Below are 26176 nucleotides of genomic sequence, written 5' to 3' on the forward strand. Positions count from 1 at the left end.
GCAGGATGGGCAATCCGTTCGACAGTGCGGCGATCGCTGAGCGTTATGTGCGCGGGCGGCTCTACTACCATCCGCAGGCGCTGCGGATTGCCTTGCGGCAGTTGGCGATCGATCGCGTAGGTGTCGCGGTGGACGTCGCCTGCGGTACGGGGCTGTCCACCCGCGCCGTGCTCGACCTGGCAACAACGGTCGTCGCCTGCGATGCGTCGGTGGCGATGGTGCGCGCCGCCGCACCGCATCCGCGGGCGCAATTCGTCACGGCGACAGCAGAACAGCTTCCGCTGAAAGACGGCGTCGCCGAGTTGGCCACTGTCGCTGCGGCATTCCACTGGTTCGACCCGCCGCAGGTGCTCGCCGAGTTGGCGCGCGTGCTGCGACGCGGCGGTGGGCTCGCCGTCTACAGCGACTACTTCCACGGCCGCCTGGTGGACCGACCCGCGTTCGCGGAGTGGATGCGGGACGAGTACATGTCCCGCTATCCCTCGGTCCGCCGCCGACCGCACTTCGATCCCGACGCCGCCACCGCAGCAGGCTTCGGCCCCACCGTCAGCTCGGACCACGAATGGCGGGCTCCGATGACCTGCGAGGCGGCAGCGGCTTATCTCGTGAGTCAAAGCAATACGGCCGCCGCGACCTCCGAGGCGAAACTTCCAGAGCTGCAGCACGCGCTCACCGAAGAGATCCGTCCGTTCTTCCCTCGGACCGGCCCCGCCGAAGCCGTGTTCGCCCTTCGGGTCTGTACCACGACGTTGCAGGGCTGAATTGGCCAGCCGACCGGTTCGCTGAAATGCTTGCCGGGGGAGGCGTTCCGTGATGTGGTACTGCGGTGTGCAACATTCCTGGGCGGGGCTTGATCGGTCGGCGGGCGATGCTGGGTGGCGTGTTCGGAGCGGGGGCGCTGCTCGCGGCCGGGCGGTTGTCCGCCGCCGCTGAACCCGCGGCCCCGCAGACTGTGGCTGCCAGGCAGCGATTCTTCGGGACCGACACCGTGGACCCGGCAACGGGCGCGGTGCGCGCCGATCGGGTGGTGCTGGCGTGGGTGGGTTGCACCACGTATGCGATGGCCATCGGTGGGTCGGTCTTCCTCCTGGACGCGTGGGTGCCCCGGCTCACCAGCACCGGGTACGTGCCCGCCACACCACAGGATTTGGCCGATCTCGCGCCCGAGGCGATCTTCATCGGGCACGGGCATTTCGATCACGCCGGTGACGCGGGGCGGATCGCGCAGGCATCCGGCGCGGTGGTCTACGGGACCGCCGACCACGGCGCGAGTATTCGTGCGCAGGTGAGCGATCCGGCGTTCCGGACCGTCGCACTCGGCGACGCGAACTCGGCGCCGGGGGAGCGGCACGACTTCACCGTCGGCGCCGTCGAGGTGACCGCGATCCGGCACGTGCACTCCGCGCCCACCGCACCGGAACGACCCGGCGGCTCGTCCCCGTTCTTCCCGATGCCGGAACTCTGCGCCCTCGTGCAGCACCCACCGACCCTGGCCGGTGTCTTGCAGAACGTGCCCCGGCTGAACGACCCCGAGGGCGGGTCCGTGCTCTACCAGTTCCGCGTCCCCGGTTTCTCGTTGGTCTGGCACGACTCCACCGGTCCACTCACCGAGAAAGCACCCAACGTTTTCGACGTCTTCGCCGCCCTGCCGCCCACCGACGTCCAAATCGGTGCCGTCCAAGGCTTCAATCAGATCACCAACGGCCTGCGCGACCCCCGCCGCTACATCGAAGCGATCGCCCCCACCCTGTTCGTCCCGACCCACCACGACAACTGGCTCCCCGGCATCACCGCAGGCGCCGCCACCTACGACCCACCCTTGCGCGACGAACTCACCCGAATCCCCACCCCTCATCGCCCCGAACTCCGCTCCCTCTACGACCCCGCCGACTACATCCGCCCAGAACGCCTGACCTTCCCGCTATAACGGGAAACGGTTGCGGGAAAGTGCGAAGAGCGGCTAGGCGGGGGATTCGGCTGGGGCGGTGGGTTCGTGGACTCCGGGGAGTAGGGCCGGGGTATACAGGCGGTCGATGTCGGGAGCGTATTTGGCGGCGATCGGTTTGCGGCGGAGTTTCATGGTGAGGGTGATCTCGTCGCCGCCGGGTTCCCAGAACGTGGGGAGGACGGTGAAGCGTTTGATCTGTTCTACCCGAGACAGTTTGGTGTTGCCCGCTGCTACCCCGCGGGCGATCTCGGCGATGACACCTGGGTCGCTGGCGAGTGCGGCGGCGGAGGCGTCGGGTAGATCGTGTTGGGCGGCATAGGGTTCGGCCGTTTCGGCGTCGATCACGATGAGTGCGGTGTTGAACGGCCGCTGGTCGCCGACGGTGGCGATGGAGCCGATGAGCGGGGTCGCCGCTTTGATGGCGTTCTCGATGTTGGCCGGGGACATGTTCTTTCCGGCGGAGTTGATGATGAGTTCTTTCTTGCGGTCGACCACGCGTAGGTAGCCATCGGAATCCTGGGTCAGGATGTCGCCGGTGTGCAGCCAGCCGTCGGCGTCGAGGGTTTCGGCGGTTTTGACGGGTTCTTCGCGGTAAGCGCGCATGATCGACGGGCCGCGGACCAGGAATTCGCCGTCCTCGGCGATGGTGGACTCCAGTCCGGGCAGCAGCTTGCCGACCGTGCCGAGCCGGGCTTCGCCGGGCGGGCTGACGCTGCCGATGCAGGTCACCTCGGACATGCCCCACACTTCGGAGATCGGGATGCCGAGGCCGTAGAAGAAGCCCAGCGTCTCCGGCGGGATGGGTGCGGCGCCCGACATCGCCCACTTCACTTGGTCGAGACCGAGTTTCGCGCGCAGCTTGGACAGGACGGCGGCGTCGGCCTTCGCCCACTCGGCGGCCAGCGCGTCGTCGACCGGTTCACCGGTGAGCCCCGCACGCGCCTTGCGTCCGGCGACGCCGAGCGCCCACTGCAGGCCCGCGCGGGTGGCATCATTGGGTTCGTTCGCCACCGCGAATTCCAGTGCGGCCTTGAACTTTTCCCACACTCGGGGCACGGCTCCCCAGATGGTCGGCCTTGCATCGAGCAGTGCGGCGAGCAGTTGGCTGCGGTCGGGCACGACGGTGATCTGGATGCCGAACACCTCCTGCAGATACAGCGCGGTGAAGCGGTCGGCCATGTGCGCGGTGGGTAGGTAAGAGGTTTGGCGGTCGCCGAATTCGACGGGCAGGACCGCGGCGAAAGCGTGTGCGTCGAACAGCAGATTGGCGTGGGTGAGTTCGACGCCTTTCGGATTTCCGGTGGTTCCGGAGGTGTAGCACAGTGTCACGATGTCGTCCGGTTGGACCGCCCGCCAACTGGCCGCGAAATCGAAGTCGCTGCGCCCCGATGACTTCAATTCATCGATGCTGATGGTGCCGGCCGGCGTGCCGTCCAGGCAGACGATGGTCTCGATCGGCACCCCGCACGCCCGAATCCGGTCCACGTACTGCGCCTCGCAGATCACCACCCGATTACCCGCATTGCCGAATACATAATTCAACTGCTCGGGCACCAGTGTGTTGTAGACGGAGAACGAGGTGGCGCCGGCGTGCTGCGCGCCGACCTCGAGCGGGTAGAACTCGACCCGATTGGCCATCATCAAGGCGACCGTGTCACCACGGCCGATTCCGAGAGCATTCAATCCTGCCGCGACTTCCCGCACCTGCGCGGCGTACTCGCGCCAGGTCAGACTTTGCGCGCCGCCGATCGATCGGACCGCGACCGCGTCGGGATCGATGGCCGCGACCCGCTGAAAAGCGGCACAGGACGTGTTCGGTTCGGTCATGGTGCAACCCCGTTCGATCCAGCTGTCTATCTCTCTGAGACGGTAAATGGCGAGAACCGGCATGGGGACGTTTCGTGCGATTTCGGTGTGGCCCGGTGACGGCGGTGAGTGGTATCGCTGAGGGAGTGCCGGACGTCAGGAAGCTCCATCAGCGCTCCCGCAGCAGGTGCAAGACTCGGCGTTTCACGTTAGACACCTACCCGGTAGGGGTATATGGTCGGATGGGTGTACCGCACGCCTCGACTCGACCTCGAGCCGAGCTCTGTGAACGAGGAGTGAGCTACGTGAACCACGACACGCACCGCCGCACCGCAGTCCTCGACGTGCGCGGCGTCCGCTGGGCCAGCCAGGCCAACGTCGTCACCGCCGTACTCCGCCGCAGACCAGGCGTGCTCGACGTCGCCGCCAACCCCACCGCCCAAACCGCCACCATCTCCTACGACCCCACCCGCACCTCGGTCGCCGAACTGGCCGGCTGGATCCGCGACTGCGGCTACCACTGCGCAGGCCGCTCGGTGCCCACCCACATCTGCGATCCGATGATCGAACCGGACACGCGCGGTTCCGGCGCGGCTACGCCGCACGACGCCGCGCAGCAGGCGGGCGATCGTGGTGAGCGTGGCGAAGGTGGCGAGCGTGCCGAGCACGGCGACCGTGCCGAGCACGGCGACCATGTTGAGCGTGGTGGTCGTGCTGAACGCGGCGACCGCGCCGAGCGCGGCGACCATGCCGAGCACGGCGGCCATGCGGGCCATGCCGGAATGTCGATGGCGGACATGGCCGCCGATATGCGAAACAGGTTCGTTGTCGCGGCCGTGTTCTCGGTGCTGGTGATGTTGTGGTCGCCGATGGCCACCGACATGTTCGGGTTGCATCTGCCGGTGCCGTTCGGGGTGCGGCAGGATATCTGGGCGCTGGTGTTGAGTTTGCCGGTGATCTTCTATTCGTCGGCGATCTTCTTCACCGGCGCGGTGGCGGCGCTGCGTGCGCGCACGTTGGACATGATGGTGTTGGTCGCGGTGGGGATCGGGGCAGGCTGGCTGTATTCGCTGGCGATCACGCTCACCGGCGGCGGTGAGGTGTTCTATGAGGCCTCGACGATGCTGGCGACCTTTGTGCTGCTGGGTCATTGGTTCGAGATGCGGGCGCGCGGCGGGGCCAACGAGGCCATCCGCGCCCTGCTTGATCTGGCACCGCCCAAGGCGGAGGTGATCCGCGAGGGCGGGCCGGTCGAGGTCCCGACCACCGAGGTGGTGGTCGGTGACCTGCTGCTGGTGCGACCCGGCGCGAAGATCGCCGTCGACGGGGTGGTCGAGGAGGGCGACAGCGAGGTCGACGAGTCGATGGTGACCGGCGAAAGTATGCCGGTACACAAGGAATCGGGCTCGTCGGTGATCGGCGCGTCGCTGAACACCAACGGCACGTTGCGCGTCCGCGCGACCAAGGTCGGAGCGGATACCGCGCTGGCGCAGATCGTGGAACTGGTTCAGCAGGCCCAGAATTCGAAGGCACCGGGGCAGAAACTCGCCGACCGCGCGGCGTTCTGGCTGGTGCTGGTCGCCTTGTTCGGCGGCGCGTTGACGTTCACGGTGTGGCTGCTGGTCGGTGCCTCTTTCGCCAAGGCGATGCTGTTCGCGATCACCGTCGTGGTGATCACCTGCCCCGACGCCCTCGGCCTCGCCACGCCGACCGCGATCATGGTCGGCACCGGTCTCGGCGCGAAACGTGGTGTGCTGTTCAAGAACGCGTTGGCGCTGGAATCCGCGGCGCGCATCCGAACGGTGGTGCTGGACAAGACCGGCACGCTGACCAAGGGGGAGCCCGAGGTCACCGATATCGTTACGGCCGAAGGATATTCAGCCGACGAGGTGCTGCGCCTGGTCGCCGCCGTCGAGCGTGAATCCGAGCATCCGCTCGCCGCAGCGATCGTCCGGCACGCCGAAACCCGCGGCGTCGCACCGGAGAACGCGAGCAAGTTCGAGAACATTCCGGGTCACGGCGCCGTCGCCGAGGTCGGCGGCCATCGGGTAGTGGTCGGCAATCGCCGCCTGTTCGACCGCGAAGGTATCGACATCGGATCGCTCGCCTCGCAGCGTGACCGGCTGACCGACTCGGGGCACACCGCGGTCCTCGCCGCGATCGACGGCACAGCGAGTGCTGTTATCGCCCTCGCGGACGCGCCACGGGACACCTCCGCCGCCGCGGTCGCCGAGCTGCACGATTTGGGTGTCGAGGTGGTGATGCTGACCGGTGACAATCGCGCCACCGCCGAACGCATCGCCGCCGACCTCGGCATCGACACCGTCATCGCAGAGGTGCTGCCGAAGGACAAGGCCGCGAAAATCGCTGAGCTGCAACGGGATGGACGCAAAGTCGCGATGGTCGGCGACGGAGTCAACGATGCTCCCGCGTTGGCCGGTGCCGATCTCGGTATCGCCATCGGCGCCGGAACCGATGTCGCCATCGAAACCGCCGACCTGGTCCTGATGCGCTCCGACCCGCTCGACGTGCCGACCGCCTTGCGGATCGGGCGGGGCACGCTGCGCAAGATGCACCAAAACCTGGCCTGGGCGGTCGGTTACAACGCCATCGCCCTGCCGATCGCCGCCGGGGTTTTCGTTCCCGCATTCGGCTTCACGCTGCGACCCGAGATCGCCGCCATGTCGATGTCGGGTTCCAGCATTATCGTCGCCCTGAATGCGCTGTCGCTCAAGCGTCTTCGGCTTCCGAGCCGTACCCCGAGTGAGCCCGCGCGCGCAACCACTGAGCTGCACCCCACTCACCGCTGAGGGGCTGGCATTCGACCGCGGCAGCGGCGCGGGCTGACCAGCCGCACCGGAGCACCGCGATCGGTCCCGGCCCTGCGCACCCGATAGCTGAACGTGTCAGCTGCTGTGCACGGACCACTGGCAACGTGTGGTCGTTGCTCGATTGGTCGGTCGCCACGTCTGCGCAGACACCCTGTACATGTCTGAGACACTGACCTACATTCGATGCCCATGGACACGATTGAGCTCACCGCACCGGATGGACGGCTCGAGGCGATACTGGCGCGGCCGTCCGGCGAGGGACCGTGGCCCGGGGTCGTGGTGATCCACGACGGCGTCGGGTTCGGTGCGGATCTGCGGCGGACCGTGCGCATGCTGGCCGACTACGGCTACCTGACCATCGCGCCGAATCTGTTCGCACGCGGTCGAGTGCGCTGCATCCGCGCGATCTATCGCGCTTTGGTGTTCAGCGGCGACGGACCGCCGGTGCGTGATGTCCTGGCCGCGCGCGACCGGTTGGTCGCCGAACCCGACTGCACCGGTCGCACCGCCGTCGTCGGGTTCTGCATGGGTGGTGGTTTCGCATTGCTGGTCGCGCCGAAGGGTTTCGACGCCGCCGCGCCGTTCTACCCGAGCCTCTACGGCGACTACCGCGCCATGCTCGAGGGCTCGTGCCCGGTCGTCGCCAGTTACGCGCAGCGCGACCCGATCCTGATCGGCGCGCCCCGCAAACTGGACGAAGCGCTGACCGAGCTCGGCGTGGAGCACGACATCAAGGTCTATCCGAAGGTCACCCACGCCTTCGCCAACCTGACGCCGGCCGACCCGGTCCTGCGCGTCACCGGCCTCGGCTACAACGAGGATGCGGCGCGCGACGCCTGGCAGCGCATCTTCAGCTTTTTCGACACCCATCTCAAAGGGGCAGAGCAGGCCTGATGTCCAGCGGGTCGCCGACTACTCGCCGCGCCACTGCGGTGCGCGTTTCTCGGCGAACGCGCGTGGACCTTCGAGCGCGTCCTTGCTGACGAACACCGGACGCGCTTCGGCCATGCTCATCTCCCAGATCGGGGTGTCCCAGTCGGAGCCGAAGTCGTTGACGCGGTGCATGATTCGCTTGGAGGCGCGCAGCGACAGCGGGGCATTCGCGGCGATGGTCTCGGCGAGCCGCAGCGCGGTGGGCAGCACCTGATCGGCGGGCACCACGCGGTTGACCAACCCCCAGTGCGCCGCGCTCGCGGCATCGATCGGCGCGCCCGTCAACGCCATCTCCAGCGCGATCTTCGGCGGCACCGCCCGCGGCAGCCGCAGCAGGCCGCCCGCCGCCGCGATCAATCCGCGCGCCACCTCCGGCAATCCGAGTGAGGCGTCCTCGCTCATCACCGCGAGATCGCTGGCCAGCACGATCTCGGTGCCGCCACCGAGGGCGAATCCGTTGACCGCCGCGATGAGCGGTTTGTCCACGAAATGCTGGACCAGCCCGGCGAATCCGTACTCCGGATGCTCCGGATCGTGAATCGCGTTGCCACGCGCCAACTCTTTGAGGTCGGCTCCGGCGCAGAAGGCCCGCCCCGCCCCGGTGATCACGCCGACCCGCAGCTGCGGATCGGCGGCGAGCTCGTCCAGCGCGGCACCCACCGCACTCGACAGTGCGGCATTCACCGCGTTCATCGCCTCGGGGCGGTTGAGGGTGATAACGGCGATGTGCCCGTTGCGTTCCAGCGTGGCTGCGGCGGTCAAAGTGTCCTCCTTCTGAAGATCACTCGAACGTACCCGGACAGTGTTGCGGGGCGGGTCGAGATCCCCGGTCAGCGGGCGTCGGCAGTGGACGCACGCCTAGGAGCTGCTCGAGGCGGCGTCCTGGTGAGTTGGCGGCGAACTGCTCACAGAACAGCCGCAACCGAACATCCGGCCGAACGCTGCGGCTCTGGCGAATGATCGGTGCACCCTCGATCGATGCTGCCCCGCTGACACATCCACCGGGGCGCTCACCTGGCCTGCCGAACGCCCCGCCGTGCTCCAAGGCACCGCGGCGCGCGGTAGGTAATGATCTGCTCGCGCCGCACCCTCGTGCAAGACTTGGCCCGTGAGTGGGCCGAGCGAAGACATTCAGCACAAGACCAGCAAGCGTCGCGACCAGACCGACAAGACCAGCGGTAGCCACGCCGTACCTGATCGCGGCGACGTGATCGGGTCCGGCATCATGTGGCTCGCGAAATGGGCGTTGTGCATTGTCGCGATCGCCGCGGGCGCGTGGGTGCTGATGTACATTTTCGCGAAGCTGTGGGTGGTCTTGCTGCCGGTGGCGCTCGCGATCGTCGTCGCGACCGTGCTGTGGCCGCCCACCCGGTGGCTCACCGGAAAAGGGTTACGGCCGGCCTTGGCGGCGACCATCACGATGGTCGCGTTCGTCGGCGTGCTGGCCGGGGTGGTCGCGCTGATCGTGCCGTCGGTGGTGGACCAGGCGCCGGATCTCGCGGACAAGTCCACCGAGGGCGTGAACACGGTGCGCGATTGGATGCAGGGACCACCGCTGCGCATTCGCGATGAGCAACTCGACTCCGCGGTCGATGCGATCGTGTCCCGGTTGCAGTCGAGTGCCGCACAGATCGCGGGCGGTGTGTTCAGCGGCGTGTCCACGGCGACCTCGGTGCTCATCACCCTGTTCCTCGTGCTCGTGCTGAGCTTCTTCTTCGTCAAAGACGGCCCGCGGCTGCTGCCCTGGCTGCATGCCGTCCTCGGCAGCCGGAGCGGCCGTCACGTCGAAGAGGTGCTGAATCGGGTGTGGGGCACGCTCGGCGGATTCATCCGGACCCAGGCGCTGGTCAGTTTGATCGACGCGGTGTTCATCGGTGCCGGGCTGGTGATCCTCGGGGTCCCGCTGGCGATGGTGCTCGCGGTGATCACCTTCATCGGCGGATTCGTGCCGATGGTGGGTGCGTTCGTGGCCGGTGCGCTCGCCGTGCTGGTCGCGCTCGTCGGCAATGGGTTCACGACCGCGTTGATCGTGCTCGGCATCATCATCGCGGTGCAGCAGCTGGAAGGTAATGTGCTGCAACCGGTTCTGCAGAGCCGCAGCATGAAGCTGCATGCGGTGCTCGTGCTGCTCGCGGTCACCGCCGGTGGGTCGCTCTACGGCATCGTCGGCGCGTTCCTCGCCGTTCCGGTGGTGGCGGTGATCGCGGTGGTGGTCCGCTACATCGGCGAGCAGATCGATGTGGTCACCGCCGCGCCACCGGAGTCGGACGACGAAATTCAGCCCGCGACGGAGTAGCTCACTCCGCCTGGCGGGCAGCCAGCAGTGCGGTGACCGCGCCGTCGAACATGGTGTTCTTGATCGCGCCGAGCGTGCCGGGATCTTTGCCGCCGAGCGGGGCGAGCAGCGCCAGCGCGGTGTCGGTGATGGCGCCCTCGGGCGCGGTGGCGTCGACGATATCGACTGCCAGAGCGTCGGTTCCGCCGAAGCGGCGGCCGGTGGTCATCGAGGCGACAGCGGTTTTCGGGGTGAGCTTGGCTTGGATGAGCGCGGCCATGCCCTCGGTGAACGGGATGCGGATGTCGACCTCGGGGAAGCAGAAGTAACCGCGGTCGGCGCGCATCACGCGGTAGTCGTGGGCGATCGCCAGCATGGAGCCCGCGCCGAAGGCGTGACCGGGGAGCGCGGCGACGGTGGGCACCGGCAGGGTGAGCACCCGCGCGAACAGTGCCTGGACTTCGCCGACATACCACTGGGTGCGGTCGCCATTGGCGCCGAGCCAGTCCAGGTCGAGGCCGTTGGAGTAGAACTTGCCGCTGGCCGTGGTGATCAGGCCCTGTGCGCCGTCGGCGAGGACGGTGTCGAGGTGGGCGTTGACGGCTTCGAGAAACGTTGGTGAGAAACGGTTTTCGTCACCACCGAGGTCCAGGACGGCGATCTTGTCGTGGTAGCTGAGAGTCGGCATGGGGGTTCCTTGTGTTGTGCGGTTCGAAACTCGGTGACGGATGGTTGCGGTCATGGTGGCGGGCCTACATCCAAGACCGCGCGCACCGCCGCGCGCAGTTGCTCGCGGGCCAGTGGATTGGTGATCCTGTTGCGGCGCAACAGGATCACAGTGGGAAGATCGACCATGCACACGGTGAGGACATCGACCGCGCGGCCGTCGCCGCGGCCCCACAGATGTCGGGACAGTCTGATCAGTAACTCCACCAATACTTTGTCGGTGGCTGCGAGTTCGGTGGCGATCGCATCCGGGACGTCGCCGAGTAGTTCGTCGCGCTCGACGGTGAGCAGGAGCCGGGACGAGGTCGGAAACTTTTCGGCGAACACCACCGGCGCCTCGGCTGCGGCGATCACCGCGTCGATGCCGTCTTGCTGATCCGGTCCGTCCAGCGCGGCGTCGACCAGTTCGGACTGCAATGCCAAGAAGCGGTGTGCGGCGCGTAACCAGGTGCGGCCGAGCAGCTCCGCGCGCGAACCGAAGGTGTGATAGATCGCGCCGTTCGATACACCGGTCGCCGCCGCGACGGCGCGAGTGGTGACCGCGGCCGGGCCTGATCGCACGGCCAGCGACTCCGCGGCATCGAGCACGATGTCGGGGTCGTGGGTGCGGGGGCGAGGCATGCTGACCACTATAACAGAGCGATTGCTCTGTTATTTACGAGTGCTCGGATGAGGGGTCAGCAGGCTGGACTCGCATGGTCGGGCGTACCCGGGGGATGCCCGCAGGTGTTCTCGGCGGGCTGTCGATTCCGCACGCGCACTAGCTATTTCGCCAGGTAACAGGTACCTGGGGTCGCTCGAACGGCACGGCAGTGGCTTGGTTATCCTCGTACGAGCCGGCGAGACAATGAGGTACTGTTCGGTCCTCCCACTCCTGCCCGAACGAACAGAACGGCACCCGGCATGTCACGTGTGGTCACCAAGGAGCAGTACTTCGACACCGCTCTGGAGGTGCTCGCCGAATTCGGTTTCAAGGGTCTCAATATCGGTGTGCTGTGCCGACGTCTCGGCGTCACGAGCGGCTCGTTCTATCACCACTTCGGCAGCTGGCAGGGTTTCGTCGACGCGCTGCTCGAGCATTGGGAGAACCGGCAGGTGCTGATCCTGCGCACCCTGAAGTTCAACCAGGGCAACCCCGACGACGACATTCGCGCCATGTCCGACCTCGCCTCCGGCCTGCATCACGCCGCGGAGGCCGCGATCCGCGCCTGGGCCGCCAACGACGAATCGGTGAACCTCGCGCTCAAGCGCGTCGACGAATCACGCAGGCGCACAGTGCATAAGGCGATCAAGGGCGTGGTCGGCGACGACGACACCTCGGCGGTGGTGACTTCGCTGGGTATGGCGATGCTGATCGGCTACCAGCAGATCGCCGCCGGTGGCGAAGACCTGTCGCTGGACAAGTTGCTCAACGAATACGCGCGCCTGATCTACTCACACGCCCGCCGCTGAGCGTGCGCCGCCGTTGAGCCTGCGCGCTGTGCAACGCCTCGCGCTACGACTTCGTCAGCCCAACAGCTCGTCCACGTAACACCATCGCCACGCCTCGCCGGGCTCGACGCTGCGCATCACCGGGTGCCCGCTACTGCCGTAATGCTTGGTCGCGTGATTCCCGACGGATGAATCACAGCAGGCAATGTGCCCGCAGGACAGGCACATTCGCAGATGAACCCAACTCATCCCCTCCGCGACGCATTCGGCGCAGACATCCGGATTCGCCGAATCCAACACCAGCGGAGCAGCCCGAAGATGCGCGCAGCTGTCTCCGGCCGTAGGCGCGGCCAGCGGTTCGGGACGCTCCTCCTCCGTCTCGTCGTACCGATCGATCATCGACTCCTCGAGATCGAGCCGCGCCAGCACGTACTGCAGGATCTCGTAGTCCGCGGAGCCCGAATCCCGCACGCGCAGGACGGTTTCGCGCTCGGCCCGCAGCATCGCCAGCCGCAGTCGCCGGTATTCCGCTGTCGGAGTGGCCAGCTCGGATTCGGATCGGCCGAGCCGTTCCCACGCCGCATTGCTCTTCCAAGTGACCCGGTCGCGCAATGAATCGACGACCGACGTAGGCGTGTCCGGGGTGACCCACTTGTCGAGCTCGGCCAGTCCCGCCGTAGTCGCCTGCTGGAGCAGGTTCGCCTTCTGTAGCGCGAGCTCGGCCCGGCTCGGCCCGCGCAGATGGAGCAATCGCACCAGCCACGGCAGTGAAGTGCCCTGCAGCAGTAGCGTTCCCGCGACAACGACCAGCGCGAGCAGCTTCAACACCGGCAACTCCGGAGTGTCCTCCGGCAACAGCAGCACCGCGGCCAGGGTGACCACCCCGCGCATCCCCGCCCACGACGCCACCGCCGAATGCGTCAACGGAACGGCCCCCGTTGGCCCGATTCGGCGAATCAGTAAGGACCAGGGGAAGATCCACAACGGTCGCGCCAGCATGGTCACCAGCAACACGCCGACGGCGGCGACCACCACGGTGCGGTGATCGAGCCCGCTGCTCCACGCCCCCTCGAGGATCGCGCGCACCTGTAGGCCGATGATGACGAATACCGAGCTCTCCAAGATGAATTGGATGGTGCGCCAATTGGTGCGCTCCGCGATCCGCGACGCCGCGCTCTGCCACACCGGAGCGCCGTGCCCGAGGATCATGCCGCAGGTGACCACCGCGATCACGCCGGACGCGTGGATCCCTTCGGCGGGCAGGTACGCCGCGAACGGCGCGAGGAACGACAGCGTCGTGTCCAGCACCGGGTCGGTGATCCGGCGACGCAGCAGCGCGAGCAGGTACGCCACGAGGACACCCACCGCGGCACCGCCGCCCGCGGCGAGCAGGAAGTCGCCGCCGGCCTGCCACACCGTCACGGTTCCGGCCGACGCGGCGATCGCCGTGCGTAAGGCCACCAGCGCGGTCGCGTCGTTGAACAGCGACTCGTCCTCGAGGATGGTGACGATCTGGCGCGGCATCCCGATCCGCCTGGCCACCGCCGTCGCGGCCACCGCGTCGGGCGGCGCGACCACCGCGCCGAGCGCGACCGCGACCGCGAACGGCACCGGCAACAACCACCACACCACCGCCGCGACCGCGAAGGTGGTGAACAGGACCAACCCCACCGACAGCGATGCGATGGTGCGCATATTCGCCCGGAAGTCGACCAGGGAAGTCCGGATCGCCGCCGTATAGAGCAGCGGCGGCAGCAATCCGAGCAGGATGATCTCGGGATCGGGGTGGATCTCCGGCACGAACGGCAGATACGACGCCGCCACCCCGGCCAAGGTCAACACGAGCGGTTCGGATACCCCGAACCGGCGGGCCAGCGCCGCCAGCGCCGCCGCCGAGGCAACGAGAACCACCAGGCCGATCGCGACATGCACCGTCGCATTCTCGCAGAGCGCATCTCCGGCAACTCCGCCCGCGGTACATGACACGTCCGCCGTCGACGGATTTCCTGTGCTGGAGGGGTTCAGGGGCCATGCTTGTCGGCGACAAGGAGGTAGGCATGGAGGAGTTTGCGTCCTGGCGGGCGAACGGCAGGCGGTTCACCCACCGCGGCCATCAGATCTTCTATCGCGACGACGGCGGTGGCGCCGACGGCACACTGCTCTGCATCCACGGATTCCCGACCGCGTCCTGGGACTGGCACCTCGTCTGGCCTGGTCTGTGCGAGCGGTTTGCTCGGGTGCTCGCGCCGGACATGATCGGCTTCGGCTGGTCGGCGAAGCCGCGCAATTATCAGTATTCGATCGCCGATCAGGCCGACATTCACGAGAATCTGCTACGAGAGCAGGGGATCGACCGGGTCCACATCCTGGCTCACGATTACGGCGATACCGTCGCTCAGGAGTTGCTCGCCCGCGACGCCGAGCGCCGCGCCGCGGGGGACCAGTCGCTGGTGCTCGAGTCGGTGTGCCTGCTCAACGGCGGCCTGTTCCCTGAGACGCACCGGGCTCGGTTGGTGCAGCGCCTGCTGGCGAGTCCGCTGGGACCGGTGTTCAGCTTCCTGGCCAGTGAGCGGGCCTACACCGCGAGCCTGTCCGCGGTCTTCGGCCCCGATACCAAGCCGACGCGCGAAGAGCTGGAACAGTTCTGGACGCTGTGGTGCGGTAAGCGCGGTAAACGCAACGGCCACAAGCTGATTCGGTATATGGGGGAACGGCGCAAGAATCGCGAGCGCTGGGTCGGTGCCCTCCGCGACACCGTGGTGCCGCTGCGTCTCATCGACGGACTGCTCGACCCGGTCTCCGGGGCGCACATGGCTCGCCGCTTTCGCGAACTCATCCCGAATCCCGACGTGATCGAGCTGCCGAAGGTCGGCCACTATCCGCAGGTGGAGGCCCCCGCCGACACCCTGTCCGCCTTTCTGGACTTCCATGCCACCCGGGTGGGCCACCGGACGACGTAGTTGTCGTGATCGACGGGCGCGATGGCGGCATTTCACGAGTAGGGGCCGCCGCGATGTCCCGTCGATCATGAATACCGCCCATGCCGTGTCACCTTTATGGCACATCCCATAACATGGCGGTATGGCAGGGACACGCCGAGCGCGTAGTGACGGATCCGTACGCCCGCGCCCGGGTGATGCGCGGCGGCGCATGATCGAGGGTGCGGTGGAGTCCCTGCGGGTGCACGGTGCCAGCGCGACGAGCGTGGATCGGGTGCTCAGCAGTACCGGGGCGCCGCGTGGATCGGTGTATCACCACTTTCCCGGCGGGCGCACCGAGCTGGTCAATGAAGCGGTCGTGGTAGCGGGAAACTTCATGTCCGAGTTCATCGAGCGGTTGACCCGGGAGAACGACTCGCTGACGGCGCTCGACCAGTTCGGTGCGATGTGGCGGCGCACCCTGGTCGACAGCGAGTTCCGATCCGGCTGCCCGGTTTTCGCGGTCGCGGTCGAAACCAACGACGACGCACCGGAATTCGCCCGCGCCGCCGCCGACACCTTCGCGCGCTGGCAAGCCTCGCTGGCCGATGTGCTTGTCCGCGAAGGGGTTTCCGAAGCGCGCGCCCGCAGACTCGCCACTCTCACTGTCGCCGCCTTCGAGGGAGCTATCGCGCTGTGTCGAGCCCAGCGTGACATCACACCGCTCGACAACGTCATCGCCGAATTGCGCGAGCTGCTTCCTGCCGTTACCCGCACGGCGGAGTCCGGGGCGCAGCACTAGCGTCTGGCGATCTGGCTGATCGCCGATCGCGGATCCGTGTCAGCCGATTCGACGCCGCTTTCAGCCGCCCGACCGCGAAATCGCCTATCCGCGAGGGCAAGGCCGAGCGGACAGCGATCGCTCCCGAGGCGCTGACTACTCGTTGGGCCGCTGCGTGGTACCCCTTGACACACCTATTATGGTGGACACCATAATCAGAACGGGTTCGGGTGAACCGGGTGTGCGTTGCCGCATTCTCGTGGTCCGGCCGTTGCCATGCGCATCGAAGGAGCCGCCGATGTCCGCCGCCGATCTCCAGCTGGAGACCATCGAACTGGTCCGAGACGGGCGGGTGCTGACGGCGCGGGTCGTCGCGCCACCGCTCAACTTCGCCACTCCCGAGTTCGTGCGTGATCTGGACGTGCTGACCGCGGCGGTGGACGCCGACGACACGGTAGGCGCGGTCGTGCTCACCGGCGGGCTGCCCGGCCGGTTCCTCACCCACGCCGACCCCCGTGCGTTGACCGGCATGATCGAACTGCCGCACCCGTTCATCCCCGCCCGAGTCGCCGCGCCGTTCCTGCGGTTCGGCGATGTGGCGATGCGGTTGCCGGGAGCGGCCCGGCTGGCGCAGCGTTTCGGTGGCGGGCTCGGCGCGGGTCTGGTGTGGGGGCATCGGTGGAAGAAGACCACGCTGCGGATGAATCGGTCCGGCGCGGTCTACCTGGCCGCGATCAACGGCCCAGCGCTCGGCGGCGGGCACGAGATCGCACTGGCGTGTGACCTGCGATATGCGGCCGACGCCGAGCACGTGAAACTCGGTCAGATCGAGACCTTGGCCAACCTTATCCCGGGCGGTGGCGGAACCCAGCGGCTGTCCCGACTGCTCGGTGCGGCCAAGGCGATCGAGGTAACCCTCGAAGGTGCACCGCTGTCGGTGCGGGAAGGCTACCGGCTCGGTCTGGTGCACCGCCTGGTCCCGGAAGATCAGCTGCTGGCCGAAACCCAAGCGACAGCAGCGAGATTGGCAACACGCAATCCCGTCGCCGTCGCGGAAGCCAAGCGCGCCATCTACTTCGGCACCGACAAATCGCTGTCTCGCGGCCTCGACCGAGAGCAGGCCGGATTCATCTCCGCGGGCACCACCGCCGCGGCCGGCCGCACCACAACGGCCTTCCTCGAGGACCTCGAACGCCTCGGCGACACACCGTTCCTGGCCGATCTCGAGCCATGGCTCGACGGCACCCGCGTGGATCAGGTCAGCAAATGACCGCGGCAACCGGACGGACCGCGGCGCACGACAATGGCGACCGGTCACCCGACGTCGACACGACAGCATCTCGGGGTAGCGCCGCGAACACGGAGTGGCACAAGACCGCATGCATCCTCTGCGAGAACAATTGCGGCCTGCTGATCCAGCTCGACGACCGCCGCTTCGCCAAGATTCGCGGCGACAAGGAACATGTCGCCTCCGCCGGCTACACCTGCAACAAAGCGCTGCGCCTGGACCACTACCAGAACGGCGGCGCCCGCCTCACCGCGCCGCTGCGCCGCGAACCCGACGGTAGTTTCACCGAAATCGACTGGGACACCGCCATATCCGAGATCGCCGCGCGTCTGATCGAGGTCAAGAACCGCTACGGCGGCGACAAGATCTTCTACTACGGCGGCGGGGGACAGGGCAACCATCTCGGCGGTGCGTACAGCGGTGCGCTGCGACGCGCGATCGGCGCCCGCTACCGATCGAGCGCATTGGCTCAGGAGAAGACCGGGGAAGGCTGGGTCGACGGGCACCTCACCGGCGGCCATACCACCGGCGATTTCGAACACGCCGAAGTGTCGGTGTTCCTCGGTAAGAATCCCTGGCAGTCGCACGGCGTCCCGCGGGCCCGAACGGTGTTGCAGCAGATCGCCAAAGACCCGGCCCGCAGCATGATCGTGCTGGACCCGGTGCGCACCGAAACCGCCGACCTGGCCGACATCCACCTGCAACTCCGCCCGGGCACCGACGCCTGGTGCTTGTCCGCGATCCTCGCCGTCCTGGTGCAGGACGACCTGGTCGACCATGCTTTCCTCGCCGAACACACCACCGATTCCGAGGCGGTGCTGCGGGAGTTCGCCGGCATCGATGTCGCCGACCACGCCGAGATCTGCGGCGTACCAGAGCAACTCGTTCGCGCGGCCGCGCACCGCATCGGTACTGCCGCCAGCGTCGCAACGTATGAAGACCTCGGCGTGCAGCAGAGCCCCAACAGCACCCTCATCTCATATCTGAACAAACTGCTCTGGCTGCTCACCGGCAACTTCGCCAAACCCGGTGCCATGCAGCCACACTCGTGGATGGCACCGCTCGCCGGGTACAGCCGTGACATCAAACGCACGCCGGTCACGGGCGCACCGATCCTCGGCGGCATGGTGCCGTGCAACTCCATCGCCGAAGAAATCCTCACCGACCATCCGGACCGCTTCCGCGCGATGATCGTCGAGTCCGCCAATCCCGCGCACTCCCTTGCCGATTCGGCCAAGTTCCGGCAGGCGCTCGACGCGCTCGACCTCGTCGTCGTCCTCGACGTGGCCCTCACCGAGACCGCGCGGCACGCCGACTACGTGCTGCCCGCGGCCAGTCAGTTCGAGAAATGGGAAGCCACCTTCTTCAATCTCGAGTTCCCGCACAACACCTTTCACCTGCGCGCGCCGGTCCTCGACCCGCTGCCGGGCACTCTGGCCGAGCCGGAGATCTACGCCCGGCTGCTGCGTCGACTCGGCACCGTCGGTGCCGGGAAACTCGCTGTGCTCCGGACGGTCGCGAAACTCGGTCGCGGCCCGTACAAGTGGGCGTTCGCCGCAATGCTTGCGGTCGACAAGTCCCTCGCGGGGGTGGCGCCGTATGTGCTGTACGAGACGCTCGGCCCCACCCTGCCCGACGATGCGCGCGCCGCCGCCGTGCTGTGGGGGTTGGCCCAGCGCGTCGCGAAGGTGTACCCCGCCGCCATGCGTCGCGCCGGGCATCGCGACGCCGACGCGCTCTTCGACGCTGTCCTCGCAGGCCGCTCCGGGGTCACCTTCACCGTCGACGACTACGCCGACGCCTGGGACTACGTACCGCACCCCGACAAGCGAATCCCGTTGGCAATACCGGAATTACTGCACGCGGTGCGCGAGCTCGCCAATACTACGGCTGTCCACACCAGCGCCGAGTTCCCCTTCGTCCTCGCCGCGGGGGAGCGGCGCTCGTTCACGGCCAACACGATCTTCCGCGACGACACGTGGCGCCACCGCGACCCGAACGGCTCTCTGCGGCTCAACCCCGACGACGCGGCCCAGCTCGGCCTCGTCACCGGCGATCGGGCCCGCATCACCACTCGCCGCGGTACGGCCATCTCGACCGTGGAGGTCAACGACCGCATGCAACGCGGCCACGCCTCGCTGCCCAACGGCCTCGGTTTGGACCTGCCCGATGGCGAGGGTACGCAGCGCACCGGCGTCGCCGCCAACGAGCTCACCGACGTCACCTGGCGTGACGCCATCGCGGGAACGCCGTGGCACAAGCACGTGCCGGCTCGCATCGAGGCGCTTCAAGAGGTCTGAGACCAGCGTGTTTCGCCGGGCGTCGCTGCGTGTCGGAGACGCGGTACCGAACTCGGCATTCGGCCCACCATGCGGATGCGCGAACGCCCCGGCCGCGTATGTATCACCGTTGATACATACGCGGCCGGGGCGTTCGTCCTTCACGAGCCCCTCATCGACCCGCGAAGAGCGGCGGACTACGGCGTGTTGCGCAGGATGTCGATGCCGCGGCCGGCCAGCCAGGGGAGCGGATCGATCGGCTGTCCGCCGGGCAGGTGGACTTCGTAGTGCAGGTGCGGGCCGGTGGAGAAGCCGCGGTTGCCGACGGTGGCGATGATGTCGCCCGCGCGGACCTGCTGGCCGACGGTGGCGAGGATGTCGTTGACGTGGCCGTAGACGCCGATGGTGCCGTCGTCCTGCTGCACCCGCACCCACATGCCGAAGCCGCTGGCCGGTCCGGCCTCGAGCACGACGCCGTCGGTGACCGCGGCGATCGGCGTGCCGATGGCGTCGGCCAGGTCGAGGCCCGCGTGCAGCGAACCCCAGCGTTCGCCGAAGGTCGAGGTCAGGATGCCCGCGATCGGGCGGACGGTTTTGGGCCGGGCCGCTTCGACGGCGAGGCGGTTCTGTTCCCACACGACGTTGTCCGGCACGATCTGCGGCATCTGCGCCTCACGCGGGGTGAAGGCAGTGAATGCGACCTGCTGTGCCGTGTCGGCGTCGGCGGAGGCGAGTGTTCCGGCGGTCAGGCGGCCGGAGGGGGTGGTCGAGTGCTGATCGGCGGCGGCTAGGACGCCGAGCGAGGCGCTGACGACCGCGGACACGGCCACCGCGCGGGTGGCGGCACGGTGGCGTCGAGTCCGGGTCGCGCCCCGACGAGAAGATAACGGAACGGTCACGGGCATGGAACGAACGTACGGGAGGCTAATACTAGTTCCGCAATCTTGTGGTTACCGTCACAGCGGCCGAAAACCCCAGTTCGGGTATTACAAGTGTGTAACGCGCTCGCGCGCCTCCGATGTTCACCTGGGGGAATTCCGTAAGGCGTCGAGTTGACCAAATGGTCGCTCGGTGGTCACACTATTTCAGTGGCGACTAATGGAGTTCGCGCCCTCGTGGCGCTGTCCGACCCGACCCGCCGCGCCATTTTCGAGGCGCTGCCGCAGGCGCCGCGCGCGGTCGGCGAACTGGCCGAGCTCACCGGGGTGACCAGCTCGGCGGTCTCGCAGCACCTGCGTGTGCTCCGCGAAGCCCGCCTGGTGATGATGCGTCCGGAAGGTAACCGCCGGCTGTACTCGCTGGACCCGCGCGGGCTCGGCGACGCCCGCGACTATCTCGATCAGTTCTGGCCGAGCGCGCTGGCCGCCTACTCGGCCGCGTTGCAGACGGCGCGGACCGACGGCAGGGTCTGAGGATCTGCGTGGGCGGCGATATGCGGTTGTGGTGCGGGTCTGGCTGCGGCGGGTGGGGCCGTCAACCGACGCGACGATAGGGGGCGCGGCGCGACTGGGTAGCGGACGCGTTGTTGAGCTGCTTGTCGACCGCGTTGATGACCTCGGTGACGCCGATGCGCAGCAGTCCGGGGTCGGGGGTGTCGGCGTACGGGTCGCCGAGCTGACCTGCCCAGAGCACGGCGTGCCTGTTCAGCAGGTGCGGGGGTGGCCCGCCCCAGCGCGGCGGCGTCGGGCCGAACAGCAGCACGGTGCGGGTGCCGAACGCCGTGGCCAGGTGGGCGACCCCGGTATCGCCGCTGATCACCAGGCCTGCCTCGGCGATGGTGGCGGCCAGTTCGATGAGGTTCTGGTCGCCGGCGAGGACCCGGCTGATCGGCAGGCCCGCTCGCGCGGCGATATTCAGCGCGACCTCCCGCTCGTACTCATCGCCGGTCAGCACCACCTCGCGACCGAGCACGAGCAGATGCCGGACCACGGCGGCGAACCGATCGGCCGGCCAGCGGCGCGCGGGCGCACCAGCCCCGACGTGCACGACGACGCAGTCGCGGTGGCTCGTGGTCGCCACCGGCGGCACCAGGCCGAGATTGCGCCGGTCCGCGACGATCCCGTCGGATTCGAGCAGGTGGCACCAGCGGTCCACGTGGTGCATGTCCGTCTGCCACTCAGGGCCGGACAGTTCGGGGAACGCCGGGTTGTGGTAGCTGAGGATCCGGCCCGGGGCCGTCTTCTCCAGTTGCACAATGCTTTCGGTGCTCGGCCCGTGCAGGTTGACGGCGAGCTGCGGGCCGGGCGCGTCCCAGCGAAGGTCGCCGAGTTCGGCGGTGGGCACCATCGTGTCCACCGAGGCGATCAGGTCGACGATCGGCTTCAGCCGGTGCGGGGCGGCGAGTGTGATGTGGTCGTGTGGTCTTGCCCGGCGCAGCGCACGGAGCGCCGGGACCGCAGTGAGTAGATCACCAAGGCCCCGTGCCTGCAGCACGAGTACAACCGCCACCCTCTTCTCCTAGCCACCCGAGACTCACGATTCCCGACCCACCCGCTGCACCACATGGGCGTACACGACCAGAGTCACTTAGGGATTACTACCCGAGCCCGACAAGCCATAAACCCCGGCGAGTCCGGCGTCACTCATCGCCGCTTGTCCGCAGGCGCACTAACCTCGTGTCATGACCTCCCGGCTCAACCCGTACCTCACTTTCGGCGACACGGCCCGCGCAGCTCTGGAGTTCTACCGCGACGTGTTCGGCGGCACCCTGACCATCAGCACCTTCAGCGAATTCAGCGACCAGGAGGCGCCCGGTGCGGACCTGGTCATGCACGGCGTCCTGGAGACTCCGAGCGGCTTCACGTTGATGGCTGCGGACACCCCGCCCGGCATGGAATACGCACCAGGAAGCAGTATTTCGATCAGTCTCAGTGGTGCAGACGCTGCCGAACTGCATGGCTACTGGGACCGTCTGTCGGAGGCGGGCACGGTGTCGGTGCCGCTGGAGAAGCAGATGTGGGGGGACGAGTTCGGTTTGTGCCGAGATCGTTTCGGTGTCGCCTGGATGGTGAACATCGCCGCGCCCGCGACGGCGGACTCAGGGGTGTCGAGCGCCGACGGGGTGAGCGGCTAACGGTCGGATAGGCCGGTGAACAGGCTGGTCGACCGGCAAGCCCACGGAACCGCCGCATTCAGTGAGCAAATATCCAGGAAACCTCCGGATGGGGCATAGCATCGGACTATGACGACAAACAGCGTGCTCGAGGGTCCTTTGCAGTCTCTTGCCCGCAGTGCGTGGCAAACCGTTCTGGTCACTGGCTTACTCTCGGTGATCCTCGGTGTGATCATTCTCGCCTGGCCCGGTGTGACCCTGCTGGCGGCGGGCATCCTTTTCGGAATCTATCTGGTGGTCAGCGGCTTTCTGCAGCTGATGGCCGCGTTCGGCGCGCCGAGCAGTACCGGTATCCGCGTGCTCGCCTTCATCAGCGGCGTGCTCTCCATCGCGATCGGCGTCTTCTGCTTCCGTGACGAGCTGACTTCGATTCTGCTGCTTGCCATCTGGATCGGCATCGGGTGGCTGTTCCGCGGTGTGTCCGCCGTGGTGATCGCGGTATCCGAGCCGGACGTGCCGGGTCGCTGGCTGGCCGTCTTCTTCGGTGTGCTCACCGTGATCGCAGGCATCGTCTTGATCGCCTGGCCGCTGACCTCGGTGGCCACCTTGGCAGTCGTGGTCGGTGTGTGGTTGATCGTGCTCGGCATCATGGAGGTCATCGTGGCGTTCGGGGTTCGCAAGGACGCCAAGAGGTTCCAGGGAACCGGCCTCTGACAGATCCGGTCTCGGCCTGCGGCCGTCGCGTCGACTCGGCGTGGCGGCCGTTGTGCGTCTGCGGGATCGAGGACACTTCCCGCATGTGTCGCCGTGTGGCTGCCGCGTGAGGCGATCTTCCACCCCGGTGCAGTCGCCGTGTCACGTGACGGCACTGACTACGTCTTGGCGGGTCGGCACGGCCTTCGTGCCGACCACGACCCCGGACCCTGGATGCGAGCAAGCACCGCAAACTTGCGTTGCCTGCACCCGTGCCGTGCCGTGCCGTGCCGTGCCCGTGCGGTGCCGTGCCGTGCCGTTTCATGCGGTGCCGTGCCAGTGCGGCGCAGTGCGGTTTCTGTCCCCGGTGCGGGGCCTGGTCTATTTCTGACGTGGCCTGATGACTCGCCGATGTCGCGGCGATCGCGACGTCGGCGAGCAGGTCGCCGCGGCCCGCAGCCCGATTGTCGGAGGCGTCGTGGGCCAGAGCCCAACTCGGCGCGACCACCCTTGGCATCCACCTGCAGACTGGTTGGGGCGAGGTCAGGATTCGAATAGCGACTGCCCGAGGTAACTGCCCGGTGCCGGCACTCCCGGTGGGATGACGAACACCGCCGAACCCACCGGTGTGGTCCACACGTTCAAGGCGTCGAACTCTGCGAGTCGTTGTTGGACCGGCAGGAACTGGGCGTCTACGTCGCGTTGGTAGGCGGCGAAGAGGAGTCCGGAGTTCGAGATCGTACCCGGTGCGGGGGCGTCGTCGTAGTTGTAGCCGCGGCGTAGGAACCGTTCACCGTCGTGGGTGTGGTGGGCGCGGGCGATGTGCGAGGACGGCGGGATGATCGGGATGCCGTTGGCGTCGACGGCGGCGAAGTCCGGTTCGTCGAATTCGTCGGTGCCGGTCAGCGGTGCACCATTGGCGATGGTGCGGCCGACCGTGAGTTCCCTTCCCTCCTGGTCGATTTCGTCCCAGGTGTCCAATGTCATCGCGATGCGGCGCAGCACGCACGAGGTGCCGCCGGCGAGCCACGGTTGCGCGGTGCCGTCGTCCCACACCAGTCGATCGAAGTCGGGTCCGGGCGCGATGTTCACGGTGCCGTCGACTTGGCCCATCAGGTTGCACGGGGTGCGACCCGGTGCGGCGTTGCGGAACCCGCGCTGCACCCAGCGCACACTGACCAGTGAGGAGACGCTCCGGCACAGCACCCGCACCGCATGCGACACGGTGGTCGACTCGTCCGCACAGACCTGCAGCAGGAGATCGCCGTCGCTCCAGGCGGATTCGAGCCGGTCGATCTCGAACGGCGGTAGTGGTCGAAGCCACGACGGGCGGCGATGCTCCAGCCCTGCGATGGTGAACACCGCGGGGCCGAGGCCGACGGTGACGGTGAGACGGGCGGGTCGCTGTGCCAGTTCGGGTTCGGTGTCGGCGAGGGCGGGGGAGCCCTGGGTGAGTCGGGCGGCGTCGGCGGTCCAGATCTTCAGGATGCCGATGATGTCGTCCCTCGTGCCGCCCGGCTTCAGATCGAACGCGACGAATGCCGCCTGCGCCTGCGGATCGGTGGCGATGCCGGACTGGTGTGGTCCGTAGAACGGTTCGGTCGCCGAAACCCGGGGTGCCTCGGCACGGCCGGCGAGCGCGACCGTGCCCCACCCGAGACCCGTCGCGCCCGCAACGGCGGCACCGCCACCGAGCAGGCGTCGACGGTTGAGGCGTCCGGGGCGCGAGTCAGCCACCGTGGGCCGGCATCTGCGCGCCGTTCGCGTGATCGGGCGCGTAGTTCTCCTGGTTGCCGGAGAAATCGCGGACCTGTGCGGTGAACGTGGTCGTCGACCCGTCATCGAAGGTGAGCGTGACGGGAGTTTCAGTACCGGTGCGCAGCGGACCGTTGAGCCCCATGAACATGATGTGGTCACCACCCGGGCGCAGCTCGGTCTTGCCGTGCGCCGGAATCACGAAACCGCCCGCCTTGGGTCGCATGGTTTTCACGCCGGTCGAGTCCGCGACCACCTCGTGCAGCTCGACCTTATTCGAGGCCGGGCTCGTCGCCGACACGATCGTGCGCGGCTTGTCGCCGGCATTACTGAGCTCGCCGAAAGCAGCTGACATTCCGCCGTCCGCCGCCTTCACCCACTGGTCTTTGATCGTGACCGAGTCGGCGGCCTTGGCTTCCGGCTTGTCGTTGGACGAACAGGCGACCAGCACCAGTGGAACTGCCAAAGCTGCTGCTGCCGTGCGCAGTGCGCGTGCCGTGGGGCGGAGTCGGGTCATCGAGTTTGTTGTGGGGATACGCATGAAAGTCTCCAATTCTGAGGGATGTTTGTCGCTGGCGTGGCAGACAGTGGTGCATTGACACTCCTCGTGTCGGCGACCGAGCTGTCCGAACCCACTTCCGCTGCGCCGTTGCGGCCTTGCCTACGGAGCTGTCGGCGGCCGGGAGCCGCCGTACGGACTGCACGTGTTGCCGTATGGACTGCACGTGAGCCGACGCACTGACCGCGCGGAGCGCGCACGGAACATGTGAACTGCTGCAACCCGACTGCGCGGGCTGTCACACTGACCGCCTCGCTGTCGCACGGACCGCTCGGCTGTCGCACGGACCGCTCGGCTGTCGCACGGACCGCTTGGCTGTCGCACGGACCGCTTGGCTGTCGCACGGACCGCTTGGCTGTCGCACCGACCGCTTGGCTGTCGCACCGACCGCTTGGCTGTCGCACCGACCGCTCGGCTGCCACATCGACCGCGCGGCTTACGGCCCGGGCCGACTGCGGCTGCCACATCGACTGCGCGGCCTACCGCATGCGCGGCCTTCCGCACGGATTGGCCCAGGCTGCGACCTCGACTGCGTGAGTTTTCGTACTCGACAGCGTAGGGAGCGCGCGGTTTTCATCCAGCGTCGGCACCACCCCGCACGATATGGCCACCAGCGGTGTGAGCTGTTGCCGTGCCGGGCAGCCGAGGCCAGGCAGCCGAGTTGTGCTCAGTGCTGACACGCCTGTAGGTAGCGCGGTTTCGTGCGATCGCGTTGCCCAGCGAACTTTGCGGCCGAGTCAGGCTTGCCTGAATCAACCGCGCCGGTCAACGATCGCGACCCACGCGACAGACCATCGTCCGTGCTGCCGTGCTGCCGTGCTGCCGTGCTGCCGTGCTGCCGTGCTGCCGTGCTGCCGTGCTGCCGTGCTGCCGTGCTGCCGTGCTGCCGTGCTGCCGTGCT

General features: G+C 67.6%; 22 protein-coding genes. 13 read left to right on the plus strand and 9 right to left on the minus strand.

The features are described 5' to 3' along the window. The first annotated feature begins 5 nt into the window (after positions 1–5). Together ACIHA7_RS10165 and ACIHA7_RS10170 are read left to right on the plus strand one after the other, a co-directional pair. Positions 6–761: a class I SAM-dependent methyltransferase gene (locus ACIHA7_RS10165; RefSeq protein WP_397287708.1), complete on the plus strand. Its 756-nt coding sequence runs from the start codon at positions 6–8 to the stop codon at positions 759–761. 119 nt (positions 762–880) lie between these two features. After that, on the plus strand, positions 881–1927 hold the full coding sequence (locus ACIHA7_RS10170) for an MBL fold metallo-hydrolase (protein ID WP_397287710.1): 1047 nt from the start codon (positions 881–883) through the stop codon (positions 1925–1927). Between the two features lie 33 nt (positions 1928–1960). Here the strand turns inward: ACIHA7_RS10170 and fadD11 are convergent, their stop codons facing one another. Next, a complete protein-coding gene (gene fadD11 / locus ACIHA7_RS10175; RefSeq protein ID WP_397287712.1) occupies positions 1961–3775 on the minus strand; it encodes a fatty acid--CoA ligase FadD11 in 1815 nt (604 codons plus the stop codon). Between the two features lie 221 nt (positions 3776–3996). Between fadD11 and ACIHA7_RS10180 the strand changes: the two genes are divergently transcribed. Together ACIHA7_RS10180 and ACIHA7_RS10185 are read left to right on the plus strand one after the other, a co-directional pair. Then, complete coding sequence (locus ACIHA7_RS10180; protein WP_397287714.1) at positions 3997–6564, plus strand: heavy metal translocating P-type ATPase; 2568 nt, start codon at positions 3997–3999, stop codon at positions 6562–6564. Positions 6565–6774: 210 nt separating this feature from the next. Continuing rightward, positions 6775–7479: a dienelactone hydrolase family protein gene (locus ACIHA7_RS10185; protein ID WP_397287716.1), complete on the plus strand. Its 705-nt coding sequence runs from the start codon at positions 6775–6777 to the stop codon at positions 7477–7479. Between the two features lie 18 nt (positions 7480–7497). Here the strand turns inward: ACIHA7_RS10185 and ACIHA7_RS10190 are convergent, their stop codons facing one another. Continuing rightward, on the minus strand, positions 7498–8280 hold the full coding sequence (locus tag ACIHA7_RS10190) for a crotonase/enoyl-CoA hydratase family protein (RefSeq protein ID WP_397287718.1): 783 nt from the start codon (positions 8278–8280) through the stop codon (positions 7498–7500). Between the two features lie 346 nt (positions 8281–8626). Here ACIHA7_RS10190 and ACIHA7_RS10195 point away from each other — a divergent pair, with 346 nt between their 5' ends. Next, a complete protein-coding gene (locus tag ACIHA7_RS10195) occupies positions 8627–9814 on the plus strand; it encodes an AI-2E family transporter (protein WP_397287720.1) in 1188 nt (395 codons plus the stop codon). Position 9815: 1 nt separating this feature from the next. Here the strand turns inward: ACIHA7_RS10195 and ACIHA7_RS10200 are convergent, their stop codons facing one another. Then, entirely contained in the window at positions 9816–10481 is a 666-nt protein-coding gene (locus ACIHA7_RS10200; RefSeq protein WP_397287722.1) for an enoyl-CoA hydratase-related protein, read from the minus strand. A gap of 50 nt (positions 10482–10531) precedes the next feature. Beyond that, a complete protein-coding gene (locus tag ACIHA7_RS10205) occupies positions 10532–11140 on the minus strand; it encodes a TetR family transcriptional regulator (RefSeq protein WP_397287724.1) in 609 nt (202 codons plus the stop codon). Positions 11141–11422: 282 nt separating this feature from the next. Between ACIHA7_RS10205 and ACIHA7_RS10210 the strand changes: the two genes are divergently transcribed. After that, positions 11423–11971, plus strand: coding sequence for a TetR/AcrR family transcriptional regulator (locus tag ACIHA7_RS10210; RefSeq protein ID WP_397287726.1), 549 nt, complete (start codon positions 11423–11425; stop codon positions 11969–11971). A gap of 54 nt (positions 11972–12025) precedes the next feature. Here the strand turns inward: ACIHA7_RS10210 and ACIHA7_RS10215 are convergent, their stop codons facing one another. After that, entirely contained in the window at positions 12026–13882 is a 1857-nt protein-coding gene (locus ACIHA7_RS10215) for a Na+/H+ antiporter (RefSeq protein WP_397287728.1), read from the minus strand. A 125-nt stretch (positions 13883–14007) separates the two neighbouring features. Here ACIHA7_RS10215 and ACIHA7_RS10220 point away from each other — a divergent pair, with 125 nt between their 5' ends. The 4 genes from ACIHA7_RS10220 to ACIHA7_RS10235 all read left to right on the plus strand — a co-directional run bounded on the left by ACIHA7_RS10220 (position 14008) and on the right by ACIHA7_RS10235 (position 19237). Beyond that, positions 14008–14910, plus strand: coding sequence for an alpha/beta fold hydrolase (locus ACIHA7_RS10220; protein ID WP_397287730.1), 903 nt, complete (start codon positions 14008–14010; stop codon positions 14908–14910). A gap of 121 nt (positions 14911–15031) precedes the next feature. Further along, a complete protein-coding gene (locus ACIHA7_RS10225) occupies positions 15032–15670 on the plus strand; it encodes a TetR/AcrR family transcriptional regulator (protein ID WP_397287732.1) in 639 nt (212 codons plus the stop codon). A 277-nt stretch (positions 15671–15947) separates the two neighbouring features. Beyond that, a complete protein-coding gene (locus ACIHA7_RS10230) occupies positions 15948–16919 on the plus strand; it encodes an enoyl-CoA hydratase/isomerase family protein (protein WP_397287734.1) in 972 nt (323 codons plus the stop codon). Continuing rightward, on the plus strand, positions 16916–19237 hold the full coding sequence (locus tag ACIHA7_RS10235; protein ID WP_397287736.1) for a molybdopterin-dependent oxidoreductase: 2322 nt from the start codon (positions 16916–16918) through the stop codon (positions 19235–19237). Before ACIHA7_RS10230 ends, ACIHA7_RS10235 begins: the two co-directional genes overlap by 4 nt. 176 nt (positions 19238–19413) lie before the next feature. Here ACIHA7_RS10235 and ACIHA7_RS10240 read toward each other — a convergent pair whose 3' ends face one another. Then, positions 19414–20121, minus strand: coding sequence for a M23 family metallopeptidase (locus ACIHA7_RS10240; protein ID WP_397287738.1), 708 nt, complete (start codon positions 20119–20121; stop codon positions 19414–19416). Between the two features lie 183 nt (positions 20122–20304). Between ACIHA7_RS10240 and ACIHA7_RS10245 the strand changes: the two genes are divergently transcribed. Next, entirely contained in the window at positions 20305–20628 is a 324-nt protein-coding gene (locus ACIHA7_RS10245) for an ArsR/SmtB family transcription factor (protein WP_397287740.1), read from the plus strand. 61 nt (positions 20629–20689) lie between these two features. Here ACIHA7_RS10245 and ACIHA7_RS10250 read toward each other — a convergent pair whose 3' ends face one another. Then, positions 20690–21664, minus strand: a complete 975-nt coding sequence (locus ACIHA7_RS10250; protein WP_397287742.1) for a glycosyltransferase family 9 protein — start codon at positions 21662–21664, stop codon at positions 20690–20692. A 172-nt stretch (positions 21665–21836) separates the two neighbouring features. Between ACIHA7_RS10250 and ACIHA7_RS10255 the strand changes: the two genes are divergently transcribed. Further along, the gene (locus ACIHA7_RS10255) at positions 21837–22289 is read left to right on the plus strand and encodes a VOC family protein (RefSeq protein ID WP_397287744.1); all 453 of its coding nucleotides are present in this window, start codon (positions 21837–21839) and stop codon (positions 22287–22289) included. Between the two features lie 108 nt (positions 22290–22397). Further along, positions 22398–22982, plus strand: a complete 585-nt coding sequence (locus ACIHA7_RS10260) for an HdeD family acid-resistance protein (RefSeq protein WP_397287746.1) — start codon at positions 22398–22400, stop codon at positions 22980–22982. Between the two features lie 522 nt (positions 22983–23504). On the opposite strand, the gene ACIHA7_RS10265 is transcribed toward ACIHA7_RS10260, so the two are convergent. Both ACIHA7_RS10265 and ACIHA7_RS10270 read right to left on the minus strand, forming a co-directional pair. Further along, positions 23505–24698, minus strand: a complete 1194-nt coding sequence (locus ACIHA7_RS10265) for a Dyp-type peroxidase (protein WP_397287748.1) — start codon at positions 24696–24698, stop codon at positions 23505–23507. Next, positions 24691–25233 carry a copper chaperone PCu(A)C gene (locus tag ACIHA7_RS10270; protein WP_397287750.1) on the minus strand — a complete coding sequence of 181 codons (543 nt, stop codon included), beginning with the start codon at positions 25231–25233 and terminating at the stop codon, positions 24691–24693. The genes ACIHA7_RS10265 and ACIHA7_RS10270 overlap by 8 nt, the downstream gene beginning before the upstream one ends. Positions 25234–26176 lie beyond the last annotated feature (943 nt).

The sequence above is a fragment of the Nocardia sp. NPDC052316 genome, assembly GCF_044547795.1.
Taxonomy (GTDB): Bacteria; Actinomycetota; Actinomycetes; order Mycobacteriales; family Mycobacteriaceae; genus Nocardia.